The organism is Sorangium sp. So ce176, assembly GCF_051519835.1.
Classification (GTDB): Bacteria; Myxococcota_A; Polyangia; order Polyangiales; family Polyangiaceae; genus Sorangium; species Sorangium cellulosum_G.
The window spans coordinates 10,423,728-10,440,416 of the sequence record NZ_CP150371.1 but is presented as its reverse complement, the minus strand read 5'-3'; the positions used below and the strand labels follow the sequence as shown (position 1 = coordinate 10,440,416).

Here is a 16,689-nt window from a genome sequence, read left to right as displayed (position 1 = left end):
ATCGATCTCGCCAGCGACGGGGCGGTCGGACCGCCGTTCCGGCATCGATCTCGACAGCGAGGGGGCGGTCGGACCGCCGTTCCGGCATCGATCTCGACAGCGAGGGGGCGGTCGGACCGCCCCGTCGGCGGCGCGCCTTCGCCCAGCGGGACGGCCGGACCCCTTGAAGAACGTGTTTCCAGCGAGAGTGGACAGGTCGGAGCAGCCGGCCGCGCCTTCAGCTGCCGTCTGGCCTGGTCGCGCCGGCCGCGTCCGACGCGGCGGGCAGCTCGGGGCTATCGCAGCAACGGAATCCGGTGGAGTAGTCGTGATACGTCGGCTCGTGGGCGATGGTGGTGAAGTAGCAGCCTGGGCCGAGCTCGCTGGTCGTGCTGAAGAAGCCGCCCATGAACACGCCGTTGCCGTCGTGTGAGGGCTGGTCGCGGCGCTCGACGCCCTCGGTGCGCATGCGCTGCACGAGCTCGTGATCGACCATGTCGCCGACCCACTCGTGCAGGTTCCCGACCATATCGTGGACGCCGAGCTCGCTGGCGCAGCCGGGGTGGTCGCCGCTCCTCGCCAGGAAGCCGGGCTTCTGGTTGAGGTCGGCGCTGTTGAAGTGGCGCTCGTAGCTCCACCCGCCCGGCGGGTGGTCGCCGAAGAGCTCGCGCAGGAGGTGGGGCTTGCCGGTGTTGCACCGCCCGCGCTCGCCGCGGGGGCCATACGGGTAGCGGTGAACGCCGTTGCCGCGGCAGGCGCGCTGCCACTCGCGCCGCGTGCACAGGCGCTTGCCCGCGGCGACGCAGGCGGCCTTGGCCTCGACGCGGCTGATGTACGCCTGGGGAAAGACGCCGGCCTCGCTGCGGGCGAGATAGCGGACGTTCGGCTCAGGCCGCTGGTAGTGAGGGTGAACGGTGAGCTGTCCGCCGGCGTCGGTGACCAGGTGCGCCTCGTAGCGATCGATGCAGAAGCCGCCCACGAGGACCATATCGGCGGGGCAGGACCCGAGCTCCAGCGGAAGCCCGAGCGGCCGCGGAGGAAAGACGGCCGGCCCGGCGCTGGCGGAGCCCGGCGGCTGCGCCGCCGCGGGGGCGGCGCTCGCGGCGACCGCGGTCGGCGCGGGCTCGGCGGCGGCGCCGCCCGGGATGGCTGCGCCGGCGTGCGCGCTGCCGGCGGGCGCGGGCGCGGCGGGGGCCGGCGTTGCGGCGGCGGACGACGCCGCGGCGAGCCCCGGAGATGCGGCGGAGGCCGAAGCCGCGGCGAGCCCCGCAGCCGCGGCCGGGGCCGCTCCCTCTGCGTGGTGCGCCACGTGGGCCTCGCCGGAGGCCTCGACCTTCTTCGCCGCGCTGCCGCCGCCGTCGTTCGGAGCGGCGCAGGCCGTGAGCCAACCCAGGGCGGCCAGCAGACCTGGATGCGCGCGTCCTGACAGGCGCCGGGGCAGTGAGGATCTGTTCGACAGGCGAGCCCGGAGGCGGTCGCAGGGCGGCACGGACGGCACGAGGCGGAGTGTACACGCGCCCGGCGCGCGCCTGGGCTCCATCGCGGTGCGCTCCTCCGCCTCGAAGCGCCGCGTGGCGTTCCACGAGGCCGGCCATGCGCTCGTGGCGCTCTCGGTCGAGCACGCCGAGCCGGTCCATCGCCTGACGATCGTCCCGCGCTAGATCGGCGCGCGGGGCGCGACGCTCGAGCTCTCGACTGGGGATCGCTACCTGATGACGCGCGACGAGCTGCGCGATCGGCTCTGCGTGATGCTGGGCGGCCGGATCGCCGAGGAGCCCTGCTGCGACGACATCTGGACGGGCGCCCAGAACGACCTGGAGCGCGCGACGGAGACGGCGCGGCAGATGCCGCTCCGGGATGAGCGACGTGCTCGGGCCGCTCATGTTCGGCCGCCCGGCCGGCGCGCGCTTTCTGGACACCCCGGTGAGCCTCGGGGAGGAGCGCAACTTCAGCGAGGAGACCGGCGCGATCGACGCCGAGGTGGGGGCGGCCGTCACGGCGGCGTACGAGCGGGGCGCGCTGTGCTGAGGGAGAGGCTGGTGCTGCACCGCATCGCGGAGCGGCTACTCGAGCGGGAGACCCGCGAGCGGGCGGAGCTGGGAGCGATCGTGCGAGCGGAGGGCGCGCCGGCGCGAGATGGCGTGCAGGCGCGGCGCGGTGGAGGAGGGGAGGGCGCCGGCGCCGTAGGCTCGCTTCGATGCGGGCGGGCTGAGGGATGCTCTCGGGCTGACTGCCTGTGCGTCATCGCTCTACGATGGCGCGCATGAAGATGCGTACGTTGCCTCGATGCATGGCCGGCTTCGGCATCCTGGCGGTATCCGGTTGCGGTCTGCTGCTCGACCTGGACGACTTCAAGGACGCCGCGCCCGCTGACGGCGCTACGTCGGCCGGAGCGGGAGCAGGTGGAGCAGGAGCAGGCGGAGGGGCCACGTGCGAGCCCCGGAGCGTGGCGGAGTGCTACTCCGGCCCTCCCGGGACGGAGGGCGTTGGGACCTGCCAGGCCGGGATGCAGGCGTGCAAGCAGGATGGCTTCGGGTACGAGGCGTGCTCGGGCGAGGTGACGCCGGCGGCGGAGACGTGCGCGAGCACGGAGGACGAGGACTGCGACGGGAAGGACTGCGCCCAGTGGGCGATGACTTTCGGGGATGAGTCGCTGCAGACCGCGAGGGCGATAGCGGTTGATTCTTCTGGTAACAGCTACGTTATCGGGACCTTTGACGGAGATATCGCGATTGGTGGAGCGGTTCTGACTTCCTTGGGGTCGAATGATATCTTCTTGATCAAGTTCGCCGCGGACGGAGATCTTGTGTGGGCTAGAGGATTTGGGAGTGATGATACACAGTGGCCGTCTGCGATTGCTGTTGATGCCGACGGAAACGTCTTCTTCTCGGGTGTCACGACGGGTCCGTTTGAGCTGGGAGAAACGCTGATTGAGCGAGGTGTGTTTCTCGCCATGGTCGATTCGTTCGGCGATCCTGTTTGGGCAAAGCATCTTTCTGGGTTGTGTTCCCTAGATGTTCCAGGTGTAAAGTCGATTGCTGCTGCTGGGGATGACGCTTTGGTTGTCGCGGGGGATTTCTGCCAATCCATCGCTTTTGGAGGTGATGCCCTCCTTTCGACTGGGACGAACACGGACTTGTTCCTTGCGAAGCTCCGGGCTTCGGACGGCTCCGGGGCGGCGACGGCGGGGTCGTGGGGAAAGGTATTTGGTGATGCTGAGCGTCAGTATGGTAGGCGCCTTGTGCTGAATAGTGAAGGTGGGATTGTATTCGTCGGCGAATATCGGGGTAGTGTTGACTTTGGCTTGGGCGGTCTGCGTGCGGCAGAGGGGCAAGACATATTTGTCGCTCAATTTGAGCCTGATGGGACAGTCTCCTCGCAGCGACGTGTTGGCGGAAGTGGTGATGATATTGTGGGCGGCGTGGCCTTGGATAGCGTGGGAGGTGTTTTGTTGTCCGGTAGTTTTGACGGGGCTCTTAATGTTGGCGGCGGCTTGTTTGACGCCGTTGGCCGAGATGGTTTCCTGCTCAAGATGGGCCCAGGTGGGGGGTATCAGTGGAGCCTATGGCTGAGCGGCGCGGGGGATCAGCTGGGGCAGGACGTGGTAATCGGTGGCGATGGAGACGTGTACGTGCAGGGTGGTTTTGAGATGATGGTGAGATTCGGGAGCGCTGAGCTTTCTTCAGTAGGGGAGTCCGGATCTTTGTTCTTGGCCAAGCTTTCGCGGGTCGGCCAACTGTCGTGGTCCAGGGAGATTAGCGGGTTCTCCAATAGACAATGGGCAGGCATGGCTCTTACCTCCTTGGAGGAGCCGATGCTCCTGGGGTCGTTCTCAGGAAACATCGAGCTTGGTACCGGCACTCTGACGACGAACGGAGGATCGGACATTTTTCTGGCGAAGCTTGTCCCTTGAAGGGTGCCGTTGTGTCGTCAACGGTGGCGAATCTACGCAGCGGGCTGGGATGGCCGAAGCTAGCAACTAGCCATAAGGTGGATTAAACGAGCCACCGGCGTCCGGCCAGGAATGCACGGACAAGATAGGCAGCTCCGGTGCCGCACGCTCCTCACAGCTCGGATGGGCGCGTCTCGGACAGCCTGTGGCGCAATTGCTGCAACACTGTGTCTGGAAACGTGTCGCCTGTGAGCTCACTCCGGAGCGGTCGCGAAACGCGCGTCTCGATGCACAACGGAGAGCACGGCGCGGGTGCGGTCGAGCCTGGTGTGTCCTGTGGGGTGCCCGCTCATCGTTGGCTGCACGGATCCGCGACAGCCTCGCATGTCTCCTCGCAGCTCGTGCAGGTGCACTCGTAGGCAGCGCGGTAGAGCCTCTCCACCGCCTCGCCGTTTTCCTCGTTGTTCGATGCCACCATGTCACAGCTCCTGAAGCACTCGGGGGTAGGATCGTTCGTGAAGCAGCCTTGTGTGCACTCAGCCCACGTTCGGCAGCCCGGATTGAGCAGGCAGCTCGTCAAGCAGTTGTTCTCGAAAGCACACGTGCGGCAATCTCCGCCGCTGTTGCCGCCGCCGGCGCCCCCACCCTCGCATCCGAGTGCGCAGGCTATAAATGTCGGGTTGTTGGCGCTGATGTTCTCACAGTCCTCCGCGTCGAGGACGCACTCAGCGATGCACTCGTACTGCGGGTCCGAGCACTCGACGGCGTATTGCTCGCAAATGGGCGATCCGCACTCCGCTGCGCGCGCGCACGCTTGATCGCACACGTCCCCGGCGCCGCCCGATCCGCTCGACGCTGCCGTCGTGGTCGAGGCCGCCGTCGTGGTCGAGGTGGTGCTCGCCCCGGTCGTGGTGCTCGACGTCGTGCTGCTCGTCGTCCCCGCGCCGCCGTCTCCCCCGTTCCCCCCGGTCCCGCCGGGGTTCTCCGTCGTCTCGCCCGAGCAGCCCGCAAGCGCCGCGCCCGCGGCCACGCAGAACACGAACACAAGAGAAGAAGTCCTGTTGCGCATCTCCGCTCTCCTTCAGGGCACGCCGCGCCCGTTCCACCGCGTTACTTCAACGCCGGGCGATCGTTCGCCTACTTCATTCCCCCCGCAAGATTTTTTCCTCACACCCGCATGCCCCGGCGCCTGCGTCCCCACCACCCGCGCCGGTTGGCATCGCGCCCCGGCTCGGCTACCCACCCGGCCCATGTCCGGTCTGCCCCCTGCCGCGCTCATCTTCGATATGGATGGCCTCCTCGTGGACTCCGAGCCGCTCTGGCTCCAGGTCGTGCAGGCCTTCTGCCGCGCGCGCGGCTTCACCTGGACCAAGGAGCACCACGCCGGCTGCGTCGGCGGGGGCCTGCGCGCCACCCTCTCCGCCACCGGCGAGCGCTTCGGGTTTGCCGTCGAGCACGAGCGCGATGTCGCCGCGGTCGTCGACGATTTCATCGGCTCCGTCGGCGGGCTCGCGCTGAAGCCCGGCGCCGCCGAGCTGCTCGCCGCGGCCGCGCTCGCGGGGCTGCCCACGGCGCTCGCCTCGTCGTCGCCGCACCGGCTCATCGCCGCCGTGCTCGAGCGCTTCGACCTCCGGCCGCGCTTCCAGGCCGTCGTCTCCGGCGACGACGTCGCCCACCCGAAGCCGGCCCCGGACATCTTCCTCCGCGCCGCGGCCGCGCTCGGCGTGCCCCCGGCCCGCTGCGCCGTGCTCGAGGACTCCCTCGCGGGCGTCACGGCCGGGCGCGCCGCCGGCATGATCGTCGTTGCCGTCCCCGAGGGCCCCTGGGAAGGCCGCGGCTTCGAGGCGCTCGCCGACGTCTGCCTCCCCAGCCTCGAGCACGCCCACCGCTGGCTCGGCATCGCCGCCCCGGCCGCCGCCACCGCCGCCGGCGACCCCTGACAGGCGCGGCGCCCCCGGGCGTACCCCCGCCGGGCGCCGCCGCCGCGGCCCGTCCCCGCCGGGCGCCGCCGCGGCCCGCCGCGACCCCCTGCCGCAGCCTCCCGCGATCCCGCTCAGCCCCCTGGCGAGAGCGCCCCGAGCTCCGCGCCGCTGCGCTTGTTGCCGAGCAGATCCTGCGCCGGCATCTCGCGCGCGTCGCCCTGCCCGAGGAGCATCTTCGACGACCGCTTCGGCCTGAAATCCGGTCGGTTCGGGTTGAGCTTCCACCAGCTCCCCTCCAGGACCACCCACGGCTCCTCGCTCGCGCGCACCACCTCCGCCGCGAGCCGCGCGCGCGTGATCCCCGTGATCGCCCGCGTCTCCGGCAGCGCCGCCGCGAGCCGCTTCAGCCCGTCGGGCATCCCGCCGTAGCTCACCTGGGTCACCACGTTGTGCCCGGCGTCGAACCGGTAGATCCCCGTGCTCAGCACCTCGATCGACGACGCCGCGTCGTTCACCAAGATGTTGTTCCGCAGCCGGCAACCCCAGCTCCCGTTGCCGCACTGGAGCGCGGCCCGGCCGCTCGCGTTCATGATCACCGTGTTGTTGCGGATGAGGTTGTTGCGGCAGCCCCAGAGCGGCAGCGCGTCGGGGCCGCTCACCTGCTCCGGAGAGCGCGGGCCGGGCTCCACGTACGCCCTGTCGAACGGGTTCGCGTTGTCCCACTGCGCGATCCCGTGGGCGAGGTTGCCGTAAACGAGGTTGTTCTGGATCAGCGAGTCCGACAGCCCAGCCAGATTGATCGCCCCGCCGCCGATGCGCCCGTTGCCGTTCATCACGTTCTGCTCGATGATGAAGTTGACGCCGCGGCCGTCCGGAAACCCGTGCTCGCCGAACCTGTCCGTCGCGAGCTTCATCAGCCCCGCGGCCCAGGCGCGGGTCGGCTGCATGGACGGGTAGCCCCGGAACGACGGGTGCCTCATCACCTCCTCGAGCGACGCCTCCGGATCGAGGTTCGCCTGGAACCCGCCCGCGTTGTTGCCGAAGAACACGTTGCGACGAACCACGTAGTTGTCCGAGCCGTCGGACGCGTACGCGCCGTGCTCGCGCGCGGACAGCGCGAACAGGTTGTCCTGCAGGAGGACGGTGTGGCTGTCGGTGGAGTGGAACCCCCACGTCCGATGGTGATGGGAGAAGTTGCCGACGATGGCGATGTGGTGCGCGAGCCTGCCGGTCTCGCCGAACGCGCCGTCGACCATGATCCCCGCGCGCGGCGAGCCCGCGCTCTGCTTGCCCGGCTCGCTGCTGCCGGCGAGGTTGAAGCCCTCGAGCACCACGTGGTGCGCCGCCTTCAGGTAGACCATCCAGCTCGGGTCGGCGGGGCACGCCCGGTCGATCACGACCTCCCCCGGGCGCCCCATGGCCTTGAAGTGGATGTACTTCTCCTGGCCGGCGCTCGGCTTGTCGCCGATCGAGAACCCCGCGTACGTCCCCGGCAGCACCGCGACGAGGTCGCCGCCGCGGGCCGCGTCCGCGGCCTCCTGGAGCGTCGCGAAGGCGCGCGTGACCGGCAGATCCTGCGGCCCGGCGGCGGCGTTGCGCGCGTTCAGGGCGTCGCGCGCGTTCAGATCGAGCGCGGCGACGCGGATCGTGGCGGGGGCCGGCGCGCCGACGACGAGGACGCGCTCGTACCGCCGCTGCAGCTTCAGCGTCTGGCTCACCCACTCGTCGGAGTCCTGCGTCTTCACGAACGGCTCGACGGGCGCGGGCGCCGGCGGCTCCGGCGTCGTGAGGGGCCCCGCCGGAGCGGGCGTCTTCTTCTGCGGCGCCGGCGGCTGGGCCGTCTCGTCCGGCGGCGGGCCCGCGACCTGGATCGTGGGGCTGCACGCGAGCGCGGCGATCGCGGCGAGCGCCGGGGCGATGCGCACGCAACCACGGGCCTGCTGGATGACGCTCATCGAACCTCTCCTCTCGACGCTCCGGGAACGCCGCCCCTCCGCGCCACGCGGGCTCATGCGGCGCTGCGCTCCGTTTCCCTCTTACATCGAAGCGCGCGCCTCAGCCAGACGAGCTCGCCCTCGGCGAGAGCCCGCGCGCGGCGTGACGCAGGCCACGCGCGCAGCGCGCCGCGGGCCAGAGGGCGCCGCACCACGTGGACCGCCCCGCGCAGAGCGCCACAAGCCACGGCGCCGCGAGCGCCGCGAGCGCCGCGCGGGGTGCGCGGGGTGCGACACCGCCTCCAGCGGCGGCTTTCATGAGCCCGGCACGTGGCCGTTCACTTCCTTCGCTGCCGTTCCTTTGGTACGTAGAGCACATGAAAGCGCTCCCCTCGCTCGTGAGTGTCGCTCTCGCCGGCGCCACCCTCCTCACGCTCGCGCCCGAAGCGCAGGCGAACATCAAGAATCCGAACGACCACCCCGACTACGTGGCCGAGCTCGAGCCGCACGGGAACTTCGTCTTCTTGCACCGCGACTACGGCCTGCGGCGGGGCCGGGGCAGGTACGCCGGCGTCGGGGACGCGGAGTTCGGCCTCGGTTTCAGGGCCACGATCGAGCTCGCCGATCCGGCCTTCATCCCGCGGCTCAACAACACGGTTGGCATCTCGTTCGGCCTGGATTTCACCAACTGCAACTACTGCCGCCGCGACTTCACCATCTGGAGTCCGGTCACCATGCAGTGGAACTTCTTCTTCAACGATAAGTGGAGCGCGTTCGCCGATATCGGCGGTGTCCTCCGGACCGACGGGTTCTACGACGACGTGTACCTGGACTTCGTCACCATGGTCGGCGGCCGGTACCACTTCAACGACGACATCTCGCTGACGATGCGGATCGGCTATCCGTTCTTCAGCGTTGGCGTGTCGTTCTTCACCGGCTGAGCCCCACCCCCGTCCCTTCTCAGGCCGGACCGAGCCGCCACGGGCGCTGCCCTGCGGTCTCGCTGCCCCGCTGCCGGCGCCGGGGGAGCGCCGGCCTCCGCCGTGGGCGGCGGGATCGCCGCCGGGGCGGGCGCACGGGACGGCCATCGGGCACGTGCGGAGGAGGCCCGCCCTGGTTAGACTAGCCGGAGATGTTCGGCTGGTACTTTGTAGGCATCCTCGGTCTCGCCCTGCTGATGGTGGTCCACGAGGGAGGGCACTACTTCGCCGCGCGCGCCTACGGCATGCGCGTCCTGAAGTTCTCGATCGGCTTCGGTCCCACCTTCTTCAAGGTCGTCCCGAAGGACGGGTACTTCTGGTTCACGACCGCCGCGGACAAGGTCCGCGTGCGGCTCTGGCGTCACGACCCGGTGAAGCACGGCCCCACCGTGTTCCAGGTCGCGATGATCCCGTTCCTCGCGTACGTGCAGATCGCGGGGATGAACCCCCTCGAGGAGGTCGATCCCGAGGACAAGGGCAGCTACGCGAACGCGAGCCTGATGGGCCGGATCGCCGCGATCTTCGCCGGTCCGCTCGCCAACTACCTGTTCGCGTCGGTGCTCTTCTTCGCGAGCCTGATGACGGGCGGCAAGCCCTACCGCCTGACGGACATCGGCGTCGTCGCCGGGATGCCGGCGGCGGCGGCCAACCTCAAGGACGGCGACCGCATCGTCGAGATCGACGGGACCCCGGTCCAGGACTGGGAGACGATGGCGGAGATCATCTCCCACAGCCCTGGCCGGCCGCTCGACATCGTCGTGGAGCGCGCCGGCGAGCGCGTCCAGGCCAAGGTCACCCCGTCGAACGAGAACGGCTCGGGCAAGATCGGCGTGATGTCCATCGGGGCGACCCGCTCGGCGCCGGTGACAGCGAAGGAGGCCGCGGTGCTCGCCGTGACGAAGCCGCCGAAGGTCGTGCAGAGCCTGGTGGTCGGGCTCGGCCAGTACCTGACGGGCAAGGTCGACGGGGAGCTCGGGGGTCCGAAGCGGATGATCGAGGAGACGGCATACGCGGCCAAGCGCGGCTGGGCCGAGGGGCTCGAGTGGCTCGGCCTGCTCTCGGCCTACCTCGGCGCGTTCAACCTGATCCCGTTCCCGGCCCTGGACGGCGGCCGCCTGATGTTCCTGTTCTACGAGGCCGCCACGCGGCGCCGGCCGAACGCCCGCATCGAGGCGCACATCCACCTGGTCGGCGTGGTCATGCTGCTCGGGCTGATGCTCTACGTCACGGCGAACGACTTCGGCCTCGGGTCGAAGTAGCGCTCCCCGCGTGGCATCGAGGCGGCCCGCGCGGGTTCCGGCGTCGGCACGGCGCCGCGCCCGCGCGCCGGCGCGGCGGCTCGCCCACGCGATGTCGTGCCGCTTCGCCCGCGCGGCGGCCTCGCTCTCGCTGCTCGCGCTGGCCGGCTCGCCGTCCTCCGCGCTGGCCGCGCCGCCGGGCTCGGGCGCGTGGTCCGACGACGAGGAAGAGGCCGTCTTCGACGTCCCCGCGCCGCCGACGCTCCCCGGGCTCACGCGGCGCGATCCGACCTTCACCTTCGAGTACACGGCGGCCGTGATCGAGCCCGAGTCGACGAGCCGGGCGAGCGGCAGGACCGCCTTCGCCTGGTACTCGCACGGCGAGATGGAGATGCCGCTCGTCCCCCGGAAATGGTTCGTCGGCGCGGTGCACGACAGCGCCGCCGCGAGCGTCCCGGGGGTCGCGCGGTCGATCGTGCTCGGGAGCCCCGAGCTCTACGGGCGGGGCGTCTGGTCGAGCGCGCGCGGGCTCTCCTCGGGCGGCGGCTTCGGCGTCGTGATCCCGGTCCCGCGCGACGTCTCGCCCCACGAGGCCGAGGTGCTGCGGACCGCGCGTGTGGTGCGGCCGTGGGACGAGACGCGCTTCCGGGATCTCACGCTGACGTTCCGCCCCTGGTTCGACATGCGGCACATCACGGGGCCGTTCATCTTCCAGCTCCGGCAGGGCCTCGACTGGTCGCTGGTCGTGCGCGGCCTCAGGTCCGGCGAGCGGCGCACCGACATCCGGGCGCACACCGCGTTCTACTTCGGCTACCGGATCGCGCGGCCGGTCGGGGTGGGGCTCGAGATGTGGGAGGTCTACCAGCTCACGGAGGGCCTCCCGGACGACAGGCGCGCGACGTTCGCGATCTCGCCGAGCGTCCGCTTCATCCTGGCGAACGTGCAGCCGGCGCTCAGCGTGCTGCTGCCGATCGCGACCCCGCTGCGCGGCGACGTGGCCTCGTACTACGCCGCGCGGCTCAGCGTCGGGTTCGCCTTCCCGACCGACGATCCTCCGGCGTACCCGTGAGAGAGGGGCGCGCCTCCCGCGGGCGCTCCCGGCGGGGCGCGGCGGCGCGACGCGGCCGAAGGTGCGGGGGGCTCGTTCGAGTGCGTGCATCCAGCGCGGCTGCTGGGTACCCTGGGCGCGTGGTCAAAGCAGCATGGCTCCGGCGCGGTCTGGTTCTCGCGGCGCTCCTCGGGGCGACCGGCTGCGCGACCCAGCTCGTGAGCCTCAATGAGGGACCCCGCGAGTACGTGGCGACGGACTACGAGAACGTGCTCCGCGCCTGGACGCGCACGGAGCACCTGTTCGCGCTCTCGGAGCTCGACAACTTCCTCACGGCCACCGCCACGTTCGAGTCGTGGGACTTCCGCTGGGCCTACGTCGCCCGCTACGCGCAGGACTACCGGCTCACGATCGAGCAGCGGCAGAAGCTCCTCGAGAAGACGCTCGAGGAGACGCGCCACCATCACCAGTTCTTCGTCGCGATCTTCGGGGGCGAGCGCAAGTACAACGACCTCTCGACGCCGAACAGCGCGTGGATCGTCCGGCTGATCGACGACACAGGCAACGAGACGGCGCCCGAGGAGATCATCGCGATCAAGAAGCCGAACGCGCTCGAGCGGACCTACTTCCCGTACAACACGGTGTGGCGGCAGGCGTTCCGCATCCGCTTCCCGCGCGCGACAGCGGAGGGGAGGCTGACGATCTCGCCCGCCGCCAAGTGGTTCGGGCTCCGCTTCGCCGGAGCGCAGGGCAACAGCGAGCTCGTCTGGCAGCTCACGGAGGACGAGGAGCCCGCCGAGCCGGTCGAGCTGGAGCAGGAGGCCGCGCGGCCGCTGCGCCCCGTGGCGGGCCGCTGACCGGCCCGGGGGGACCGGCCGAGCCTGCGGCGGGATCAGCGGCGCGAGGCTCGAGCCGCCAGGGCCTTCAGCCGCGCTGAGCGCCCAGCGAGACGGACTGCGCGAGGATGGAGAGCAGCTCCGGCGTGCTCTCGAACAGCTCGCGCAGCACGGGGTGGTCGGCGATGAGCAAGAGCGCGCCGCCTCCGGCCGCGCGCGCGATCGACGGCGCCGGCTGGCCTCCGAGTAGCTCGGAGGCGAACAGGAGCTCACCGGGCCGCGCGGCGCCGATGGTCTCGTGCGAGCGCTCGTCGACCAGCTCCAGCGCGCCGGCGCCGATGATGACGAGCCCTGGCATGGGATTGCCGGCGTGGACGAGCTGCTCGCCGGGCACGAGGCCGCGCACGCGGAGCCGGCCCAGGACCCGGCGGAGCAGCGACTCCTCGAGCTCTCCGAGCGGCCCCATCGTGGCGCCAGCGAGCGACTGGATCCGGTCTGCGACGGTGCGCAGCTCGTCGACGACCCAGGGGCAGGAGCGGAGCGCGTTGTCGATGGTCGCCTGGTCCCAGATCGCCACCCGCGCGCCGCCTGCGCCGGCGACGACGCGCAGCGGGATCCCGTCCTCGAGCGTGCCGCGCGACGGCACGAGCGCCATGATGGCGGGGCGCTCGGCCGGCATGTCGACGATGCTCGCGCACACGGCCGCGCTCCCGCTCAGCACCAGCGCCGCCCCGTGGACGGCGAGCTCCTCGTCGGGCGCGAGGTCGTCCACCAGCGCCGCGCGCGCGAGCTCGTCGTGCATCTCCTCGGGCAGGTCGGCGAACGCCTCGATCTGCTCGATGTCGCCGCCGGTGATGGCGGCGGCCGGCGCGGCGCTGGCGACGGGCGCGGCACCGGCGCCATCGCGCTGCGGTAGATCCGCCGCGATCCCCGGGGTGATGTCGAGCGCCGCGATCGCTCCCTCCGCCGGTGGCGCTTCGGGCGGCAGGTCGAGCTCCATCGCGGCGAGGTCAACGGCGTCGCCTGCGTCCGGTCCAGGCAGCTCCGCCGCGAGCACCTCGGGCGGCGTCGCGGCCGTCCCGGGACGCGCATCGCCCGCCGCCGGCGCGCGGGCCGATGCCGGGCGCGGAGGCAGCGGCTCGGCCGCAGGGGCCTTGGCCACGGGGGCCTGGATCGCGGGCGTCTCGTCGAGCGCGAGGTCCGCCTCGTCGAGTAGCTCTTCTTCCGGCGCGGGCTCGGCGACCGCCTTACCGAGCTCGCGCGGGGGCTGCGCCGGGGCCTCCGCGCCGTCGGAGACGGGCTTGCCGTGGGCGGAGTCGGCTTTCGCCTGCAGGTCGCCGTCCTGCACCGCCGCCTGGGGTGCCGGCGCGGCGTCGTCGCGCACCGACGGCGGCTGCGCGTCGAGGTCGTGATCGGAGAGCTCGATCACGACGGTTCCCTCGGGCGTCGACGCCGGATCCGACGCTCCTGCGGTCGCAGGAGGCTCGATCGGCTCGTCGCGGATCGAGGACACGACGGCGCCCTTCGGGGGGATGCTGTCTGCCGACGCCCCGATGTGTCCGGGCGGCTCGCTTCCAGCGGGGGTCGCTGGCCGGAGGCGGGCTGCCGGCGCCGGAGGCGCGGGAGGTCGCGCGGAGATCGGCTTTCGCTTGAGCGTCAGATCGAGCGGCGCCGCCGAGGTGATGACCTCGTCTTCGTCGCCCTCGTGCGGCGTCGAGGGAGGCCGGCGGGCCACGAGGTACGTGTCGCCGCTCGGCGAGATGGTCTCCTGCGGTGGCCGAGGTGGCGCGGCCACCTCGGCGTCATCGGACCAGGGGTCGAGGATCGGCTCGCGCGGCTTCCGCCTCGCCATGGCCGTCCCCGCCGGTGCGGCCGGGCTGGGGCGGGTCGCGGCGGGAGGCGGGGCCTGAGCCTCGACGAGGATCTCGCCGACGTCGTCGTCTGCCGCGCGATCGTCGGTGCGCGTCGCAGGGCTCGGGCTCTGCGGCGGCGCCGACGCGATCGAGGGCAGAGGCGCGGCGGGCGGCGGTGACGACGGCGCGCCGGTCGCGGCCGGAGACGGCGGTGCTGCGGGCGACGGAGGAGGCAGCGCAACGGGAGCCGACACGGCCGGCGCCTCAGGGGCCGAAAGAGCCGGCGCAGCGACAGGCGGAGGCGCCGTGGGCGGCGGTGGTGCTGCGGGCGGCGCAGGAGGCGGCGCAGCAGGCGAGGGGGATTGCGGTGCAGCGGGCACCGGCGGGGACGGCGGCGCTGCAAGCGCGGGCGGCGGAGGCGGCGCGACGGACGCCGGCGCGGCAGGTCGAGGAGGCGGCGCCGCGGAGGTCGACGGGGCGAGTGGCGCCGAGGCAGGCGGCGCGACGGACGCCGACAAGGCCAGCGGCGGCGCTGGAGGCGCTGGCGGCGCGGAGAGCGGCGGCGCGAGGGGTGCAGCAGGCGGTCGCGATGCCGACGCAAGGGTGTGGGGTGGAGGTGGTGCCGGCGGCGGCAGCGCCTGCGGATGCGGCGGCGCGCCCGGCGGCGGCAGCGCCTGCGGATGCGGATGCGGCGGCGCGCCCGGCGGCGGCAATGGCGATGCAGCGGACGCGAGCGTCGAGGGCGGCGGCGGCACGACCGGCCGGGGCAGCGCCTGCGCATGCGGCGCGACCGGCGGGGGCAGCGCCTGCGCATGCGGCGCGACCGGCGGGGGCAGCGCCTGCGCATGCGGCGCGACCGGTGGCGGCAGCGGTGCAGCGTATGCGAGCGTCGAGGGCGGCGGCGCGACCGGCGGGGGCAGCGCTTGCGGGGGCGGCGGTGCGACGGGCGGCGCCGCCGCGGTTGCCGGCGCGGCGGGTGGAGGCGGCGGCTGCGAGCGCGGCGGCGCGAAGCTCGGCGGATGCGGCGCCTGCGCATGCGGCACCGGCGGCGGCTGCGGGCGCGGTGGCGCGAAGCTCGGCGGATGAGCCGGCGCCGGCGGAGGTCCGAAGGACGGCGGATGCGGCGGCGCGGGCAGCACCCCAGGAGACGGCGGATGGGACGGCGCCGGCGGAGGCCCGAAGGACGGCGCCGGCGGAGGCCCGAAGGACGGCGCCGGCGGAGCCCCGAGGGACGGCAATGGCGGCACAGACGTAGGGGAAAGGCGAGGCGGAGCCGACGACGGCCGCAGCGATGCGGCGCGCGGCGGGGCCGGAGGCGGCGGGGCAGGGGGCGGCGGCGGCGCGCTCTGCGGCTTCGACTGCGCGGCGTGCCACGCCGGGTCGGCGGCCACCTGCGGCCTGTACGACGGAGCCCCGGGCAGTGGAGGCGGCGGCGGGATCGCGCTCGCAGCCTGCGTTGCGGTGAGCGGAGGCGCCGGCGGCGGCTGGCTCTGATAGAGCGCGCTGCCCTGGAGGGTGGTCACCCCTGGCGGCGGTGCGGACGGCGCGACCGGCGCCGGGGGCTGGGCGTGAGGGGGGTCGAGCCGCTGCGGGTACGCAGCTGCGGGCGGCTGCGAGCGCGGCGCGACAGCCTGCGCCGCCGGCGCGAAGGGCGGCGCGACAGCCTGCGCCGCCGGCGCGATGGGCGGCGGCGGCTGAACGGGCGGCGCGGCCTGCGGGAAGGGGGCGCCCGGAGGCTGCTGCGTCCTTCGTTGCGGCGGGGGCTGCGGGGCGCTGCCCTGCGCGACGCCGGGAAGCCCCGGGGCATACGGCGCGATCGGTCGGGCCGCGGGGCCGGGGGCGTCGTCTGCGGCCGGGTGGATCACCGGCGACGGCCGTGACAGCGGCGGCGGCAGGCGCTCCGACTCGGCGGCCAGCTCCGGCTCCGAGAGCGGCTCGAACATGTCGATCTCGATCGAGGGCATCGAGGCGCGCAGCTCCTCGGTGAGCGAGCGGCGGCGGCGCCATGTCTGCTCGTCGGAGGGCGGGCCTTCGTCGTCGGTCTCGGTGTCGTCGGACGTCAGGGTCAGCTCGTCGTCCTCGTCGATCGTCTCCAGGAGGTCGGGATCGCTCGGCTGACCGACCTCCGAGGCCATCACCTCCTCGAGCGCGGTCGCGCAGAGCCCGAGCTCCGAGGCGCGGAACGTCTGCCCCGCGGCCCCGGCCGCGTCGGCCGCGCGCCGCAGCCACACGATGGCGTCACGTCGCTCGCCTCGCGCCCACAGCGCGCTGGCCGTGGAGATCCCCCACACGACATCTTCATCGTCATTCGGGTGCGGTTCGGGGAGGGCGACCACGCGGTTCGCCATGAGCAACACCACCTATCACAGGCCCAACAGCGGCCGTTGACCCCATCGTACCTTGGCGAGCCGACGTCCCTGTTCGAGCGTCGCGCGAGCCTCACGGCGCGGGATACCGCGCCACCAGGAGCTTAGCCGCGCTGGATACGGCACGTACAAATTACGGCACGGAGGTCGGCTTCCGGCCGTCGCGCCACCGTGTACGGCCGCCGGGGCCCGCCGCCCGTCGCGGCCGCGCATCGGGCGGGAGGCTCCGGGGAGCAGGGCGACCGCCTCGCGCGCCGCGGAGCGCTGGCCGGCGCGTCGACAAGGCGGCTCTCCCGCGGCGCCCGATCAGCGCCGCCCGATCAGGTGGACCGCCGCCCGCCCATGCGCCGCGGCCGGCAGCCCAGGACCGCGGCGCGGCGGCACATCTCGTCGACACCGTCTCGCGACGCCGCCTCTCCGGGCATGCGCCTCGCGAGCCAGCCGATGAGCGTCAGCCCCGCTGCGCGGGCGTCCGCGGGCATCGTTCCCTCTTTCAGGAGGCTCGCGATCTGAGCGATCAGACGCGTGCGCGTTTCCTCAGGCGCCATCCTGCGTGCTCCATGAAGCATTCGAACGGGAAAGTCAAAACAACCGCCATGCTAGCGCGCCGCCCCGGCGGCGGGGACGCCGGGGCTGTGCTC

Annotated in this window: 11 protein-coding genes and 1 pseudogene; 8 read left to right on the top strand and 4 right to left on the bottom strand. The window is 72.4% G+C overall.

Translation table 11 applies throughout. The features are described from left to right. Window positions 1-217: 217 nt before the first annotated feature. Window positions 218-1,288 (bottom strand): SUMF1/EgtB/PvdO family nonheme iron enzyme, encoded by a 1,071-nt coding sequence (locus WMF42_RS39460; protein WP_437688278.1) that lies wholly within the window; start codon window positions 1,286-1,288, stop codon window positions 218-220. A gap of 70 nt (window positions 1,289-1,358) precedes the next feature. On the opposite strand from WMF42_RS39460, the pseudogene WMF42_RS39455 reads away from it, so the two are divergent. The 3 genes and pseudogenes from WMF42_RS39455 to WMF42_RS39445 form a co-directional block, all read left to right on the top strand. Next, window positions 1,359-1,814, top strand: a pseudogene (locus WMF42_RS39455) (hypothetical protein); the annotation flags it as partial. Window positions 1,815-1,836: 22 nt separating this feature from the next. Further along, the gene (locus WMF42_RS39450) at window positions 1,837-2,007 is read left to right on the top strand and encodes a hypothetical protein (RefSeq protein WP_199694564.1); all 171 of its coding nucleotides are present in this window, start codon (window positions 1,837-1,839) and stop codon (window positions 2,005-2,007) included. A 418-nt stretch (window positions 2,008-2,425) separates the two neighbouring features. After that, window positions 2,426-3,892: a hypothetical protein gene (locus WMF42_RS39445; RefSeq protein WP_437688277.1), complete on the top strand. Its 1,467-nt coding sequence runs from the start codon at window positions 2,426-2,428 to the stop codon at window positions 3,890-3,892. 328 nt (window positions 3,893-4,220) lie between these two features. Here WMF42_RS39445 and WMF42_RS39440 read toward each other — a convergent pair whose 3' ends face one another. Next, window positions 4,221-4,349 carry a hypothetical protein gene (locus WMF42_RS39440; RefSeq protein ID WP_437688276.1) on the bottom strand — a complete coding sequence of 43 codons (129 nt, stop codon included), beginning with the start codon at window positions 4,347-4,349 and terminating at the stop codon, window positions 4,221-4,223. A gap of 385 nt (window positions 4,350-4,734) precedes the next feature. Here WMF42_RS39440 and WMF42_RS39435 point away from each other — a divergent pair, with 385 nt between their 5' ends. Then, window positions 4,735-5,811 (top strand): HAD family hydrolase, encoded by a 1,077-nt coding sequence (locus WMF42_RS39435; protein ID WP_437688275.1) that lies wholly within the window; start codon window positions 4,735-4,737, stop codon window positions 5,809-5,811. A gap of 113 nt (window positions 5,812-5,924) precedes the next feature. Here the strand turns inward: WMF42_RS39435 and WMF42_RS39430 are convergent, their stop codons facing one another. Continuing rightward, the gene (locus WMF42_RS39430; protein WP_437688274.1) at window positions 5,925-7,748 is read right to left on the bottom strand and encodes a right-handed parallel beta-helix repeat-containing protein; all 1,824 of its coding nucleotides are present in this window, start codon (window positions 7,746-7,748) and stop codon (window positions 5,925-5,927) included. A 356-nt stretch (window positions 7,749-8,104) separates the two neighbouring features. Here WMF42_RS39430 and WMF42_RS39425 point away from each other — a divergent pair, with 356 nt between their 5' ends. From WMF42_RS39425 to WMF42_RS39410, 4 genes are all read left to right on the top strand, one after another. After that, window positions 8,105-8,668 (top strand): hypothetical protein, encoded by a 564-nt coding sequence (locus WMF42_RS39425; RefSeq protein ID WP_081427123.1) that lies wholly within the window; start codon window positions 8,105-8,107, stop codon window positions 8,666-8,668. 191 nt (window positions 8,669-8,859) lie between these two features. Further along, window positions 8,860-9,966, top strand: coding sequence for a M50 family metallopeptidase (locus WMF42_RS39420; RefSeq protein ID WP_061613323.1), 1,107 nt, complete (start codon window positions 8,860-8,862; stop codon window positions 9,964-9,966). 91 nt (window positions 9,967-10,057) lie between these two features. After that, window positions 10,058-11,014: a hypothetical protein gene (locus WMF42_RS39415; RefSeq protein WP_061613324.1), complete on the top strand. Its 957-nt coding sequence runs from the start codon at window positions 10,058-10,060 to the stop codon at window positions 11,012-11,014. 119 nt (window positions 11,015-11,133) lie between these two features. Further along, complete coding sequence (locus tag WMF42_RS39410) at window positions 11,134-11,850, top strand: hypothetical protein (protein ID WP_081427124.1); 717 nt, start codon at window positions 11,134-11,136, stop codon at window positions 11,848-11,850. Window positions 11,851-11,917: 67 nt separating this feature from the next. Here WMF42_RS39410 and WMF42_RS39405 read toward each other — a convergent pair whose 3' ends face one another. Further along, complete coding sequence (locus WMF42_RS39405) at window positions 11,918-16,030, bottom strand: hypothetical protein (protein ID WP_437688273.1); 4,113 nt, start codon at window positions 16,028-16,030, stop codon at window positions 11,918-11,920. Window positions 16,031-16,689 lie beyond the last annotated feature (659 nt).

Coding starts and splice junctions, on each gene's coding strand:
- WMF42_RS39450 (WP_199694564.1), top strand. CDS start 1,837: ATGAGCGACGTGCTCGGGCCGCTCATGTTCGGCCGCCCGGCCGGCGCG.
- WMF42_RS39440 (WP_437688276.1), bottom strand. CDS start 4,349: ATGGTGGCATCGAACAACGAGGAAAACGGCGAGGCGGTGGAGAGGCTC.
- WMF42_RS39430 (WP_437688274.1), bottom strand. CDS start 7,748: ATGAGCGTCATCCAGCAGGCCCGTGGTTGCGTGCGCATCGCCCCGGCG.
- WMF42_RS39425 (WP_081427123.1), top strand. CDS start 8,105: ATGAAAGCGCTCCCCTCGCTCGTGAGTGTCGCTCTCGCCGGCGCCACC.
- WMF42_RS39420 (WP_061613323.1), top strand. CDS start 8,860: ATGTTCGGCTGGTACTTTGTAGGCATCCTCGGTCTCGCCCTGCTGATG.
- WMF42_RS39415 (WP_061613324.1), top strand. CDS start 10,058: ATGTCGTGCCGCTTCGCCCGCGCGGCGGCCTCGCTCTCGCTGCTCGCG.
- WMF42_RS39405 (WP_437688273.1), bottom strand. CDS start 16,030: ATGGCGAACCGCGTGGTCGCCCTCCCCGAACCGCACCCGAATGACGAT.